This window comes from Enterococcus sp. DIV0358 (assembly GCF_051713465.1).
In the GTDB taxonomy this organism is placed as follows: Bacteria; Bacillota; Bacilli; order Lactobacillales; family Enterococcaceae; genus Enterococcus; species Enterococcus faecalis.
Map to the genome: position 1 here is coordinate 1,366,509 of NZ_JBIOPX010000001.1, position 13,606 is coordinate 1,380,114.

The window sequence follows — 13,606 nt, forward strand, 5'->3', positions numbered from 1 at the left end:
CTTTAAATCTTGAAGGAAGTCGGAGCAAGCTTGATGTTTAACTGATTATTTTAAGAGTTAGTGTCTGGGGCAGGAGTCAGGATGACTTTTGTCCTAGATACTTTCTTTTTTTGTTGAGTTGAAACAAGATACTTGAAAAACAGCGATTATGTGATACAATAAATCATGTGTAAATGTGTCCATTGGAATTCGCACTGAAATGACAGTGCGTTTTTTAAACGGTCAATCACATGAGTTAGCACAATGCTATTCTTAGGAGGTGAGGACAATGGCACAACGCATTCCTCAGGAAGTCATTGAGGAAGTTCGTCACCGAACGAATATAGTAGATATTATTGGGCAGTATGTCCAGTTAAAAAAATCCGGTAAAAATTATATGGGTTTATGTCCGTTTCACGAAGAACGTTCCCCTTCATTTTCAGTAGCAGAAGACAAACAAATTTTTCACTGTTTTGGCTGCGGGAAAGGTGGAACTGTTTTTAATTTCTTGCAAGAAATTGAAGGCATTAGTTTTCCAGAATCCGTGAAACGTGTTGCAGATTTGGAACATTTATCTGTGGACTTTGATTGGTCAGAGCCGCGTGAAGTAGCGGATACCCCAGAAAACCAACAAAGACGGAGTTTGTTACAACTGCATAGTAAAGCCGCAGAACTTTACCATCATATTTTAGTGAATACTAAAATTGGCGAACCCGCATTAAACTATTTATTAGAGCGGGGGTTAACACAAGAACTAATTGAGACCTTTCAAATTGGATTTGCGCCGCAAAAACGTGATTTCTTAAGTCAAGTTTTTAAAAATGAACAACTGGATGAAACGCTTTTTGAGCCTTCTGGGCTGTTTGTCCAAAGAGATAACGGTACGTTTTTGGATCGTTTCTATCAACGAATCATGTTTCCAATTAATGATCCCCAAGGCAATATCATCGCCTTTTCTGGTCGCTTGTTAAAAACAGCTGATTTTCCAGGGGATGAGATGCCTAAATACTTGAATAGTCCTGAAACAACACTTTTTAATAAGCGAGAAACGCTGTTTAACTTTGATAGAGCCAGAAAAGAAATTCGTAAAGAAAATACAGTCTTGCTTTTTGAAGGATTCATGGATGTTATCGCTGCTTGGCAATCAGGCGTAAAAAGTGGTGTGGCTTCAATGGGGACTAGTTTGACCAATGAACAAATTCGGCGTTTGGAACGGGTCGCTAAGGAAGTAGTTATTTGTTACGATGGCGATAATGCCGGTGTTCAAGCCACAAACCGTGCGATTCAATTATTGCAAGAAAACAGTCATTTTGACTTGAGTATTGTCAGCATCCCTGAAAAGCTGGATCCTGATGAATATGTGCGGAAATATGGCGCAGAAGCTTTTCAAAATTTAGCCAATCATGGCCGAGAAACAGTTTTTAGTTTTAAAATGAATTATCATCGGTTAACTAGAAACATGAATAACGAAAAAGAACAATTGGATTATGTGAACGAATTGTTACGGGAGTTAACCAATGTTCAATCTCCCTTGGAACGTGATCGTTATTTAAACCAAATTGCTCAGGAATTTCAACTTTCTGTTCATAGTCTGGAAGAGCAATTCAATCAATTGAAGCAAGAGCAACGTTCAGTCCAACGGCAAGAAAGGCAACAATTTTATCAAGATGAAATGATGCCACCACCAATGGAAGAACCTGTTTTTGAAGAGAATCACGTCCAGAACAAGTTACCGTTAACACAAGTTCAAAAAGCAGAACGTTCTTTATTATTTCGTTTAATGAATGAACAAGGAGTACGGCAAACCGTTCAACAATTGTCAGATTTTTCGTTCGCTCATGATGAATACCAAGAATTATATTTCTTGCTAGAAAGTTATGCGACACTGCATCAAAGTTTCGACATTGCCGATTTTATTAATTTTTTGCAAGATAATCAAACCAAACAATTAGCAATTGAAATTGCGTATCAGAATTTATCGGAAGAAAGCTCTGAGCGAGAAGTTGCCGATTTATTACATGTAATTGCCTTATCAAGTATTGCAGAGGCAATTGAGCAGAAAAAGATTCAACAGCAAGAAGCAAAACGAGTGGGCAACCAACAGCTTGAAGCCGAATTAACAATGGAGATTATCCAATTGGCTCGACAGCTTAAAGCTCAACGAACATTTACTTAAGTAATAAATGAATAGAACTAAGCGTTTTGTTCATTTTATTTTGATAAGTCCCGGTGATTTATCAGTTATTTCAAGCGTGAACCGAAAAATGAAGGGGGCCTTCTTTCATGGAAAAAGAAACAAGTAAAAAATATGAAGCTGCAGTGGCAGCATTTATCAAAGAAAACAAGCCTAAAGGAACAGTGGTTTATGATGATTTAGCGAATCAATTAGCCACACCGTATACTTTGGATGCAGAAGCTATGGAAAAATTAATCCAAAAAGTTGAAGATGCTGGTATCAGCGTAGTCGATGAAAATGGAGACCCAAGTGAACATAGCTTGAAAAAAGATGAAAAAGAAGCGGAAAAGGCCCAAGCAGAAGACTTATCTGCGCCAACAGGTGTTAAAATTAATGATCCCGTGCGTATGTACCTAAAAGAAATTGGGCGCGTTCAATTATTAACTGCTGCAGAAGAAGTTGAATTGGCACTTAAAATTGAAGAAGGCGATCAAGAAGCAAAACAACGTTTAGCAGAAGCTAACTTACGTTTGGTTGTTTCAATTGCCAAACGATATGTAGGTCGTGGTATGCAATTCTTGGATTTAATTCAAGAAGGTAATATGGGCTTAATGAAAGCTGTTGAAAAATTTGACTACCGTAAAGGGTTCAAATTCTCTACGTATGCTACTTGGTGGATTCGTCAAGCGATTACGCGGGCAATTGCGGACCAAGCTAGAACAATTCGAATTCCTGTTCACATGGTTGAAACAATCAATAAATTGATTCGGATTCAACGCCAACTATTGCAAGATTTAGGTAGAGAACCAACGCCAGAAGAAATTGGTGCGGAAATGGATTTACCAACAGAAAAAGTTCGTGAAATCCTAAAAATCGCACAAGAGCCAGTCTCTTTAGAAACACCAATTGGTGAAGAAGATGATTCACATTTAGGTGATTTCATTGAAGACCAAGATGCTACAAGTCCTGCTGAACATGCAGCTTACGAATTGTTAAAAGAACAACTAGAAGATGTTCTGGATACTTTAACAGACCGTGAAGAAAATGTTTTACGTTTACGTTTTGGTTTAGATGATGGTCGGACACGTACGCTAGAAGAAGTCGGAAAAGTTTTCGGTGTCACTCGCGAACGTATTCGTCAAATTGAAGCAAAAGCGTTAAGAAAACTAAGACATCCTTCTCGTTCAAAACAATTAAAAGACTTTTTAGAATAAACATACCGTTTAGCGGCTCTTTTCGTGCATGCGAGAAGAGCCGCTTTTGATTTTTAAAAAGTCTCTAAATGTCATTGCTAGTTATTGGAAGAAGGCGCAAGTTGTGGTAAATTAGAAGTAATGGAATATTAGCAGAATGTGAGGCGGAAGAATGACAAAGAAATGTCCGAAGTGCGGGAACGAATTCGATGCAGAATTAACGACCTGCCCAACATGTGGCTATTCACTAACTGACACAACAGTTGATAAAGAAGAAGCGGAAACGACTTCAACAAATATAGATTTTAAAACACAGGAAAATGAACAACATGAAGATCAATTAAATGAGAATATTGAATGGTCTGAGTTAAAAGATATGAGCTTAGGCCATGTGATGGAACTGTTTGGCGAATCACCTGAAGAAGAAAGTAATGATGACAAAAAAGAAGAGTCGATAGAAGATAACTTAATAGTCTCTGATTCAGAGGATGTTTCTGATTCAGAAGCAGTGCTTCAAGAAGGGGCTAGTGAGGAGACTCATGATTCGGTGGAGGAAACGATACCAGCGACAGAAGCGATGCCTACTCATTCAACAGAAGAAAAACTAGCAACGGACGAAGCAGTTAATTTAGAGGAAACAACAGAAGAAACAACTACTGTTGAAGCAGAAACAGCTGAGGTATCTGAGACAGTGAAGTCAGAAGAGGAAGCTTTAACAGAGATTTCAGGAACTGAAGTTATCTCTACCACTTCTGAAGAAGAAATTTTTTCACAACCACCGATAGAAGATCAAGATGTAACACCAAACGAAACTTTGCAAGCTTATATTCAAGCGCATCGAGCAGATACAGAAATGTCTGAAAATCCATCAGAAGAAACAGCAGAGACCCAAGAGTTAGAAAACAGCGGTGAGGCAGTATTAACCCAAGCCGAAACACCAACTGAATCCATTTCAGATTCTGAAGAAGGGTTAACAAGTGCAGCGTCGCTAGAGGAACCGAGCGAAGCTGATACAACCGAGGAAAAAGTTTCAGATTCAGGTGTGATACCACCGATGAATGAAACTGGGAATGCTCAACCAGCGCCTGCTCCAAAGAAACCATCAAAAAAAGTGGCTTTCGTTGCGCTTGCGGTTGTTTTATTAGCTGGAGGTAGTGCTTGGGCGTATCATGATCAAACGCAAAAAGCTGCCGCGCAAGAGGCGGCGGCACTATCCAAGAAAACAGATACGCTGAAAGATGAACTAGCAGCCTTTTATACCACAAAGGAGCAAGTTTTTATTAAACCCGATATGGTGACTGTTAGTCCAGAAAAACTCTCAAAACAAGTCGCGGAAATTAAAGATTCAGAAGAGTATTCTCAATTAAATAAACAAATTCAAACATTGAAAGAGAAACAACAAACCATTCAACAAATCAACCAATTATTTGAGGCCCCGATTGTCAATGGCAATGAGTTGAAACCGGCGATTCTAGCTGCTGATCAACCAATTTCCGTAAAGAAATTAACAGGAAATGATCCGTTTGACCAATTGATGAACCAAGCAATCGATCAAGCGAACCAACAATACAACCAATTACAAAAAGCTAAAAAAGCGGTTGAGGTCATTTATAAAGATGGAAAAACTACCAATCAGCTGAATCGAGACACGTATCAAGCTGCTAAGGCAGAAGTAGATAAAGTAACAAGTGATAAGCTGAAAAAAGAACTGATCAAACAAGTCACGACAGCTGACCAAGCGTTAACCAAGGTTGAAGAAGAACAGAAAAGAATTGCAGAAGAACAAGCTGCCGCAGAGCAAGCAAAACAAGCAGAAGAACAAGCGAAACAAGCTGCTGCCGCGAAAAAAGAGAACGCTAAGAAGGAAGAAACAGCAAAAACAGAAGCGAATGGCTACACGGCACCGAACAGTGACGGGGTGTACACTAGTCCGCTTTATGCGCCAGATGCTACCGATATCGCTGATAGTAGCAATCCAGCGTGGACATGGGCACCAGGTGTGAAAGAAAAAGTCTTAGACACAGTGATTGCTCGTGGCTATGTGGTTCCTGGCGGATATTCTTTAGAACCTGCCAAAATTGTGAATGGCGAAGGTTACTACAATCTTTATGCAACAAACAATCAATCAAAATTATTAGAAGGCACTACAGAGAAAAATGTTCACATGTATTTAGTTACAATCAATGCTAAAACAGGTTGGTTCAAAGGGAACGCTTCTCGTAATGCAGGGCAATAAAAGAAAATAGAAACAATCGAACAAAAGCGGAAATCTTTTGTTCGATTGATTTTCCTTGAGGAGTTAATGATAAATGAGAGAATTACTAGCAACAACATTTACCGGCATTGTGGTCGATGAAAATGAACAATTTTATTTTGTTCAAAAAAATGGCATCACATTCCGTTTAAAAAAAGAAGAAGGTACGCATGCCATAGGAGAGGCTGTAGAAGGCTTTGGTTATTTAAATCAAAAACAAGAGCCAGCACTGACAACTACAATTCCTACTGTGCGCATTGGTAGCTATGGCTTTGGTACTGTCACAGGAACGAGACGTGATTTAGGTGTTTTTGTGGATGTTGGCTTACCAGATAAAGATGTTGTTATTTCGTTGGATGAATTACCAACTATGCGGGAACTTTGGCCTAAAAAAGAAGACCGAGTAATGGTTACTTTAAAAGTGGACAGTAAAGACCGCATTTGGGGCGAATTAGCAGATGAAAAAGTCTTTAAAGCAATGGCAAAACGTGGGAATGCTGAAATGCAAAACCAAAACTTAACCGGGCATGTGTATCGTCTGAAACTTGCAGGAACGTATATTTTAACTGATGATTTATACATTGGATTTATCCATCCTTCTGAACGATTCCAGGAACCACGTTTAGGTGAAAAAGTAGTGGGACGTGTGATTGGCGTGCGGCCGGACGGCGTATTGAATCTTTCGTTAAAACCAAGAAGTCATGAAGTAATCAGCGATGATGCGTTAATGATTCTAACTTTCTTAGAAAGAGCAAACGATCACCAAATTCCTTTCACCGATAAATCAAGCCCTGATGAAATTAAACAAACCTTTGGCATTAGTAAAGCTCAATTTAAACGCGCCTTAGGCCATTTAATGAAACAAAAATTAATTAAACAAGAAGATGGTAAAACAATTCTAATTGGCTCGTTGGAACAATCAAAAGAAAAAAATTAAGGTAGCTAATTGAGAATATCTTGCAAATTACAGTTATTTCTTTTATAATTATTTTAATTTGATTGATAAATTAAGTTTCTTAATTTGTAATCATTCTAAACAAGGAGCTGTAATAATGGATTCGACTGCTGCTTTAAAAAAGACAAAAAAACAATTACATGAATCAGGCTTTAAATTAACACCACAACGGGAAGCAACCGTACTTGTATTATTGGAAAATGAAAAAGATCATTTATCAGCAGAAGAAATTTACTTCTTGGTAAAACAAAAAAGTCCGGAAATTGGTCTAGCAACAGTCTATCGAACGCTAGAAATTTTAACAGACTTAAAAGTCGTTGATAAAGTGAGCTTTAACGATGGTTTAGCTCGCTATGATTTAAGAAAAGAAGGCGCCAAACACTTTCACCACCATTTGTTATGCTTAGAATGTGGCACAATTGAGGAAGTGGAAGAAGACTTGCTTGGTGAAGTAGAGCAAATTGTTGAAAGTCGGTATCATTTTTTAGTCAAAGATCATCGCTTAACTTTTCATGGTATTTGTCAAAGTTGTCAAAGTAAACATTAAAAAAACTGCCTTGCATTAATTTATGCAAGGCAGTTTTTTATTGGCATTATAAATTAGCGAATTTTTCCAATAAGCGAATCATTTGGCAAGTAAAACCATATTCATTGTCATACCAAGCCACAGTTTTCACCAACTGGAAATCGCCAGCTGTCGTTACTTCTGTTTGCGTTGGGTCAAAAATCGAACCTTCTGTCGTGCCGATTATGTCCCCAGAAACAATTTCACGATCATCATAACCGAAAGAAGGGTTATCAATGGTGTGTTTTTTCATTGCTTCATTTACTTGATCAGCTGTTACTTTTGTTTTTAAAATGCTAACTAATTCTGTTAAGGATCCATCCACAACGGGAACACGTTGGGCATGGCCTTGTAATTTTCCATTAAGTTCTGGAATAACTAAGCCAATTGCTTTAGCAGCACCAGTTGAATGGGGAATAGTATTGTCTGCAGCAGAGCGTGCCGCACGAAGATTTCCGCCACGAACAGGGCCATCTAATAGCATTTGTGTTGATGTGTAGGCATGGACAGTTGTCATGGTACCAACTTCAATACCGAATTCATTATTTAAGAAGTAAGCCATCGGTGCTAGACAGTTTGTCGTACATGAACCAGCAGAAATGATTTTATCGTTGGCATCAAGTGTATCATCATTGACGTTGTAAACGATTGTTTTCATTGCGCCTGCAGGAGCAGAGATAACCACACGTTTCACACCTGCATCTAAATGAGCTTGTGCTTTTTCTTCAGAAGTATAAAAACCTGTACATTCAAGGACAATGTCTACTCCGTTTTCTTTAACCCAAGGGATTTTACTTGCATCTGGTTCTGCGTAGACACGGGTTTCTTCGCCGTCAACAACAATGCCATTTTCAGTGGCTGTCACGGTGCCAGGATAGGTGCCATGCGTAGAGTCAAATTGTAATAAGTGAGCCAACATTGTTGGGCTAGTCAAATCATTGATAGCCACAACTTCAATATCATCAGAAACTTCTTTTATTCGGCGAAAGGCTAAACGACCAATTCTTCCAAAACCGTTAATTCCTACTTTGACTGTCATAACAAAAATTCCTCCTTTAGATGTTTGTGTTTCTTTGGACCCTTGCTGAAAAAGTGATTTTCTTCAACTATCTATAGTATGAACCTCTAAAATTTTTTTGTCAAAAGACTGATAGCGAAGCGACAAAAAGAAAGCGAAAGATTTATGAGAAATTTTGCTTTTTCCAACGATAACTAACTAGAATTGCTAGACAAACGGTTGTTTTCCCGATACAATAATAAAGACTTTCGAATCACGCTTTTTGAGGTGATTAAAGATAGTAGAAGTAGAATAGGAGGACAAATTATATGTCCATGTTTTTAGATCAAGTGACGATTGATGTCAAAGCTGGTAAAGGCGGCGACGGAATGGTTGCTTTCCGTAGAGAAAAATATGTACCAGACGGGGGTCCCGCTGGTGGTGATGGCGGTCGCGGTGGCGACGTTGTTTTAGTTGTTGAAGAAGGATTACGCACATTAATGGATTTCCGGTTTAATCGTCATTTTAAAGCGACACCTGGAGAAAATGGTATGAGTAAAGGAATGCATGGTCGTGGTTCAGAAGATTTACTTGTCAAAGTTCCACCAGGTACAACAGTTCGTGATGCAGAAACTGGAGCTTTAATTGGGGATTTAATTGAGAATGGTCAGACCTTAGTAGTAGCAAAAGGCGGACGCGGTGGTCGCGGGAATATTCGCTTTGCTTCCCCAAGAAACCCTGCACCAGAAATTGCCGAAAACGGCGAACCGGGCCAAGAACGTAAAATCGAATTAGAATTAAAAGTCTTAGCAGATGTTGGCTTAGTTGGGTTTCCTTCTGTAGGAAAATCAACGTTACTCTCTGTTATCTCGTCCGCTCGTCCGAAAATTGGTGCCTATCATTTTACGACGTTAGTTCCAAACTTAGGGATGGTGACTACTAGTGATGGTCGAAGCTTTGCTGCAGCAGATTTGCCAGGCTTAATTGAAGGAGCTTCTCAAGGTGTCGGCTTAGGAACACAGTTCTTACGCCACATTGAACGGACGCGTGTTATTTTACATGTCATTGATATGAGTGGCATGGAAGGACGCGATCCTTATGAAGATTATTTGGCAATCAATAAAGAATTGGCTTCACACAATTTACGTTTGATGGAGCGACCTCAAATTATTGTTGCCAATAAAATGGACATGCCTGAAGCAGAAGAGAATTTAGCGAAATTTAAAGAGCAACTTGCGAAGGAACGCACAGATGAGTATGCTGATGAGCTACCTATTTTCCCAATCTCTGGGGTTACTCGTAAAGGTATTGAACCTTTATTAAATGCAACAGCTGACTTGTTGGAAGTAACGCCTGAATTCCCATTATATGAAGATGAAGTAGTAGAGGAAGAAACCGTTCGTTATGGCTTCCAACCAGAAGGTCCAGAATTTACGATTGATCGTGAACCAGATGCTTCATGGGTTTTATCTGGTGAAAAATTAGAAAAATTATTTGAAATGACGAATTTCGATCATGATGAAACAGTAATGCGTTTTGCACGTCAATTACGTGGTATGGGTGTCGATGAGGCATTACGAGCACGTGGCGCGAAAGATGGCGACATTGTTCGGATTGGTAATTTTGAATTTGAATTTGTCGAATAAGCATAAAACCAGTTCACTCAGTGAACTGGTTTTTTATTTTAAAATTAGTATTAAATCAGCGAATAGATTGAAATAATATTTTTAATAGCTTATAATTTTAAATGTAACAAAATAACAAACGAAAGGAGCGAAATTGAAATGGAAAACAATCAAGCAATGGTTCCTAAGTTTTCAGTTAAAAGTGCTGGTTTTCTTTTTAGTATGGGGCTCTTATGTGGTGTCCTGTTGCCGAGTGTTTTATTATGGACTTTCAATCTGCCGTTTAATATTGGTGCCATGATTTTTTTGCCTGTTGGGATTGCTTTTGCGTTAGCGTATAGTCATTATTTTATTGAAACGAAAACAGGTTTTTGTAAGCGTTTTATTTGGTTGTTTTTAATTTCTCTTATTTTATTAGAGCTTATCTCTTATTTATGGCTGATTAAAGGAGTTATTTTTTAAGAGAAAAACAGAGGAGAGTGTTATTTATGTTAGATAAACTGACTGTTTGGATTGAAAATCATCTAGCTGGACCAATGGCTAAAATTGCCAATCAGCGCCATTTACGTGCGGTGCGGGATGGGATTATTGCGACATTACCTTTAATTATTGTCGGTTCTTTTTTTCTAATTATTGCGTTTCCGCCGTTACCAGAATCTTGGGGCATTACTCAATTTTTAACAAGTAATGCTGCTACAATTTTACTGCCTTACCGAATGACAATGTACATTATGGCGTTATATGCGACTTTTGGCATTGGCGCTAGTTTAGCGAAATCATATAATCTTGATCAAGTCTCTGGAGGGATTTTGGCTACGATTGCTTTTTTATTAACATTAGTACCTGTGGCGATTCCTGAAGAAGCCAGTAAAGCAGCTGGCGTTTCTGGGTTTGTTTTACCAATGGCTAATTTGGGTGGTGCAGGGATGTTTGTCGGGATTGTGACGTCAATTATTGCTGTCGAAATCTATCGAGTGACATATAAGTCTAAGTTCAAAATTACAATGCCTGATAACGTTCCACCTGCTGTTGCTCGTTCATTTGAATCGTTGACTCCGACGTTAATTGTCATGTTATTGATTGGTTCAATCACTTATTATTTAGGCTTTGATTGGCACACATTTGTAGGGAACTTAGTAGGACCACTAGTTCAAGCAGCGGACTCTTTATTGAGTGTCTTGTTGTTAGTCTTTTTAACCACATTTTTCTGGTTCTTTGGGATTCACGGCGCTTCAATCGTAGGATCGTTGGCGCGTCCTCTATGGCTACAACTATTAGAGGAAAACACGACTGCTAAAGCAGCTGGCGAAGCATTACCTCGGATTGCGGCAGAACCTTTTTACCAATGGTTTATTTGGATTGGTGGTGCTGGAGCCACAATTGGTTTAGCTATATTATTAGCCTTTCGGGCAAAATCAGAATATGGTTCAAAACTAGGAAAAGCTATTTTAGCACCGTCTATTTTTAATATTAATGAGCCAGTTATTTTCGGTGTACCGATTGTCTTAAATCCGATTTTAATGATTCCTTTTATCTTTGCACCAATGGTTTTAGCAACGATTGCTTGGTTTGCCACTAAATTAGGTTTAGTAAGTGAAGTTGTCTTTACCGCACCGTGGACCTTACCAGGGCCAATTGGCGCCTTTATGGCGACAGGCGGCGATTGGCGTGCTGCTGTTTTGAATATTGTTTTAATTCTAGTGGCCATCTTGATTTACTATCCGTTCTTTGTAGCTTATGATAAAAATGAGCTTGCCAAAGAACAAGGCAAACAAATAGAAGAATAAAGAGTGCAGCCGTTTAGTGTCCAGAACAAAAGGTGATGACCTTTTGTTCTGGACCTATTTGTTTATAGGCGATGAAAATTCTCAATTTTTTTGAAATGTATAGAAAATTTTGAGAAAAGAAACGCATAAAAAAGTGTAAAATATTATATATATAATGAAAATGGTTTTCTTTTGTGTGAACATAATAAAGTTATTGTTAACTAAAAGAGAAAAGGGGTATGAAAATGGTTAGAACGAAGGTATATACAAAGGAAAAAATCTTAAACGTAGCTGAAAAAATTTTAGTAGATAAAGGTTTTTCTAATTTAACTGCTAGAAATATTGCAGATACTATGGGGATTTCTACGCAGCCAATTTATTTAGAATTTGTCAACATGGACGATTTAAAGCGAACCTTAATTAAATCGTTATTTCATCGTATGCAATTATTTTATAAAGCAGATGTCGGTGCCTCAGACCCAGTGATTGCATTGGGTCTGAACTTTATATTATTTGCCCAAAAACATCAAAAAATCTATACGGCGTTATTTATGAAAGCACATGGTTATGAAGAAGAATTGCAGCAGATGCTTCAAATTTTTTTTGAAGAGCGTTTATTATTGGATAAAAAATATGTACAAATGGACAAAGGAAAATTTGTCGAATTATTTCCTAAAATGGTGGTAATCTATTTAGGTTTAGCCACAGCGGTTACAATGAAAACAATTGACTTAACTAAGAATCAAGAAATTCAATTATTAAGTCAATTATTGATAGAAGAGTAGTGTTTTGTTATTTATTCAAAATAACAAAAATACGACATAAGTCTGAGGAAAAACTGGTCGTTGCGCCCGAGGAAGGATTGTTTAAAACTTGCTATACTTTGGAAGAAGTAACAGAGAATAATTACTCGGGAGGATTTATGTGATGAAATTTATTAAATTTTTAGTGGTGACAGCAATTGTTATTGGTGGTGGTTTATTTGGGGCCAAGTTTTACGCAGAGAAGAACTCTGGCGAATTAGCTGGTGTGTTAGATCAATTAAATCCATTGGTTAAAGAAGGAAATGTGTATGTTAAAACAAAGAAAGCCGATAGCGTTAATGGCTATGGAATTGCTAGTTATACGCAAGTAGCCGCAGATGAGGAAGGCAAAACGCGAGAAATAACTTTCACAGCGGACCATGAATTAAAAACAGATCATTATCTAAAAGTCTCAAATAAAGGGGCCCACATCAATACGTATGAAGAGGTCAATCAAGACCAAGTACCAGAAAAGGCATTACAAGCGATTCAAAAATAACAAAAAGTCAGAACGTATCTTCAGCGTACGTTCTGACTTTTTGTTATTTTTTTGCTTCTTGAAGAATATTGATTTTTTCAATTTTAACATCGGTTTTTGGTTTATCGTTGGCACCAACTTCGACTTTGGCAATTTTATCGACAATATCCATTCCTTTGGTTACTTGACCGAAAACAGTATGTTTTTTATCAAGAGAAGGATAGCCGCCTTTTTTGTAAGCATCAATGATTGCTTTTGGATAATCATCATATAAAAGACCATCAGATTGATCATCTGTATTTTGGACAATAAAGAACTGACTGCCGTTAGTATTAGGTCCTGCATTCGCCATTGATAATGCGCCACGAATGTTATATAACTGGTTTGAAAATTCATCTTCAAATGGTTTATTCCAGATGCTGTTTCCGCCAGTTCCATCACCGCTAGGATCGCCACCTTGGATCATAAAGTTATTGATGACGCGGTGGAAAGTCAAGCCATCATAATAGCCATCTTTGGCATGTTTCATAAAGTTCTCGACAGTTTTTGGAGCCTGTTTAGGAAATAATTTGATTTCAATATTTCCCATTGAAGTAACCATTTGGACTAAGTCTTGATCTTCGGCAACTTTGTCATCTAGTTGTGGTAAATCTAGTGAATTTAAGTCGACCGAATCCTTTGTTTTGCTTTCACTGGATTTAGCGATAGAATCACTCGTTGCGGTCGTGCCTTTATTATTGGTTGTGTTACAGCCTGCTAAAAGCAAGGTGAATGCTGCAACTGAAGCAACAGCAAGCATTTTCTTATGTTTCATC

General features: G+C 38.0%; 12 protein-coding genes. 10 read left to right on the forward strand and 2 right to left on the reverse strand.

Annotated features, from left to right (window positions below):
- Positions 1–268 precede the first annotated feature (268 nt).
- The 5 genes from dnaG (at position 269) to fur (ending at position 7,104) form a co-directional block, all read left to right on the forward strand.
- A complete protein-coding gene (gene dnaG, locus IGK70_RS06730) occupies positions 269–2,155 on the forward strand; it encodes a DNA primase (protein WP_220421655.1) in 1,887 nt (628 codons plus the stop codon).
- Positions 2,156–2,262: 107 nt separating this feature from the next.
- The gene (gene rpoD / locus IGK70_RS06735) at positions 2,263–3,369 is read left to right on the forward strand and encodes an RNA polymerase sigma factor RpoD (protein ID WP_002360364.1); all 1,107 of its coding nucleotides are present in this window, start codon (positions 2,263–2,265) and stop codon (positions 3,367–3,369) included.
- Positions 3,370–3,520: 151 nt separating this feature from the next.
- On the forward strand, positions 3,521–5,584 hold the full coding sequence (locus IGK70_RS06740) for a cell division site-positioning protein MapZ family protein (protein ID WP_104855833.1): 2,064 nt from the start codon (positions 3,521–3,523) through the stop codon (positions 5,582–5,584).
- Positions 5,585–5,657: 73 nt separating this feature from the next.
- Positions 5,658–6,539 (forward strand): CvfB family protein, encoded by an 882-nt coding sequence (locus tag IGK70_RS06745; RefSeq protein WP_002361792.1) that lies wholly within the window; start codon positions 5,658–5,660, stop codon positions 6,537–6,539.
- A gap of 115 nt (positions 6,540–6,654) precedes the next feature.
- Positions 6,655–7,104 (forward strand): ferric iron uptake transcriptional regulator, encoded by a 450-nt coding sequence (fur, locus tag IGK70_RS06750; protein ID WP_002357640.1) that lies wholly within the window; start codon positions 6,655–6,657, stop codon positions 7,102–7,104.
- Between the two features lie 46 nt (positions 7,105–7,150).
- Here the strand turns inward: fur and gap are convergent, their stop codons facing one another.
- On the reverse strand, positions 7,151–8,161 hold the full coding sequence (gap, locus tag IGK70_RS06755; RefSeq protein ID WP_002357638.1) for a type I glyceraldehyde-3-phosphate dehydrogenase: 1,011 nt from the start codon (positions 8,159–8,161) through the stop codon (positions 7,151–7,153).
- Positions 8,162–8,448: 287 nt separating this feature from the next.
- Between gap and obgE the strand changes: the two genes are divergently transcribed.
- The 5 genes from obgE to IGK70_RS06780 all read left to right on the forward strand — a co-directional run bounded on the left by obgE (position 8,449) and on the right by IGK70_RS06780 (position 12,812).
- Positions 8,449–9,765, forward strand: a complete 1,317-nt coding sequence (obgE, locus tag IGK70_RS06760; protein ID WP_002384537.1) for a GTPase ObgE — start codon at positions 8,449–8,451, stop codon at positions 9,763–9,765.
- 138 nt (positions 9,766–9,903) lie between these two features.
- A complete protein-coding gene (locus IGK70_RS06765) occupies positions 9,904–10,206 on the forward strand; it encodes a hypothetical protein (RefSeq protein WP_002357636.1) in 303 nt (100 codons plus the stop codon).
- Positions 10,207–10,232: 26 nt separating this feature from the next.
- Positions 10,233–11,531 (forward strand): PTS sugar transporter subunit IIC, encoded by a 1,299-nt coding sequence (locus IGK70_RS06770; RefSeq protein ID WP_104855832.1) that lies wholly within the window; start codon positions 10,233–10,235, stop codon positions 11,529–11,531.
- A 218-nt stretch (positions 11,532–11,749) separates the two neighbouring features.
- Positions 11,750–12,295 carry a TetR/AcrR family transcriptional regulator gene (locus IGK70_RS06775; protein WP_162783013.1) on the forward strand — a complete coding sequence of 182 codons (546 nt, stop codon included), beginning with the start codon at positions 11,750–11,752 and terminating at the stop codon, positions 12,293–12,295.
- A 142-nt stretch (positions 12,296–12,437) separates the two neighbouring features.
- Positions 12,438–12,812 (forward strand): YxeA family protein, encoded by a 375-nt coding sequence (locus tag IGK70_RS06780; RefSeq protein WP_002357632.1) that lies wholly within the window; start codon positions 12,438–12,440, stop codon positions 12,810–12,812.
- 43 nt (positions 12,813–12,855) lie between these two features.
- On the opposite strand, the gene IGK70_RS06785 is transcribed toward IGK70_RS06780, so the two are convergent.
- Complete coding sequence (locus tag IGK70_RS06785) at positions 12,856–13,605, reverse strand: peptidylprolyl isomerase (protein ID WP_033625667.1); 750 nt, start codon at positions 13,603–13,605, stop codon at positions 12,856–12,858.
- Position 13,606 lies beyond the last annotated feature (1 nt).

What these genes read in the sequence shown, in the direction of transcription:
- dnaG (WP_220421655.1), top strand. Translation starts at nt 269, where the DNA reads ATGGCACAACGCATTCCTCAGGAAGTCATTGAGGAAGTTCGTCACCGA.
- IGK70_RS06775 (WP_162783013.1), top strand. Translation starts at nt 11,750, where the DNA reads ATGAAAATGGTTAGAACGAAGGTATATACAAAGGAAAAAATCTTAAAC.
- IGK70_RS06770 (WP_104855832.1), top strand. Translation starts at nt 10,233, where the DNA reads ATGTTAGATAAACTGACTGTTTGGATTGAAAATCATCTAGCTGGACCA.
- IGK70_RS06780 (WP_002357632.1), top strand. Translation starts at nt 12,438, where the DNA reads ATGAAATTTATTAAATTTTTAGTGGTGACAGCAATTGTTATTGGTGGT.
- IGK70_RS06785 (WP_033625667.1), bottom strand. Translation starts at nt 13,605, where the DNA reads ATGAAACATAAGAAAATGCTTGCTGTTGCTTCAGTTGCAGCATTCACC.
- IGK70_RS06745 (WP_002361792.1), top strand. Translation starts at nt 5,658, where the DNA reads ATGAGAGAATTACTAGCAACAACATTTACCGGCATTGTGGTCGATGAA.
- obgE (WP_002384537.1), top strand. Translation starts at nt 8,449, where the DNA reads ATGTCCATGTTTTTAGATCAAGTGACGATTGATGTCAAAGCTGGTAAA.
- IGK70_RS06765 (WP_002357636.1), top strand. Translation starts at nt 9,904, where the DNA reads ATGGAAAACAATCAAGCAATGGTTCCTAAGTTTTCAGTTAAAAGTGCT.
- gap (WP_002357638.1), bottom strand. Translation starts at nt 8,161, where the DNA reads ATGACAGTCAAAGTAGGAATTAACGGTTTTGGAAGAATTGGTCGTTTA.
- IGK70_RS06740 (WP_104855833.1), top strand. Translation starts at nt 3,521, where the DNA reads ATGACAAAGAAATGTCCGAAGTGCGGGAACGAATTCGATGCAGAATTA.
- rpoD (WP_002360364.1), top strand. Translation starts at nt 2,263, where the DNA reads ATGGAAAAAGAAACAAGTAAAAAATATGAAGCTGCAGTGGCAGCATTT.
- fur (WP_002357640.1), top strand. Translation starts at nt 6,655, where the DNA reads ATGGATTCGACTGCTGCTTTAAAAAAGACAAAAAAACAATTACATGAA.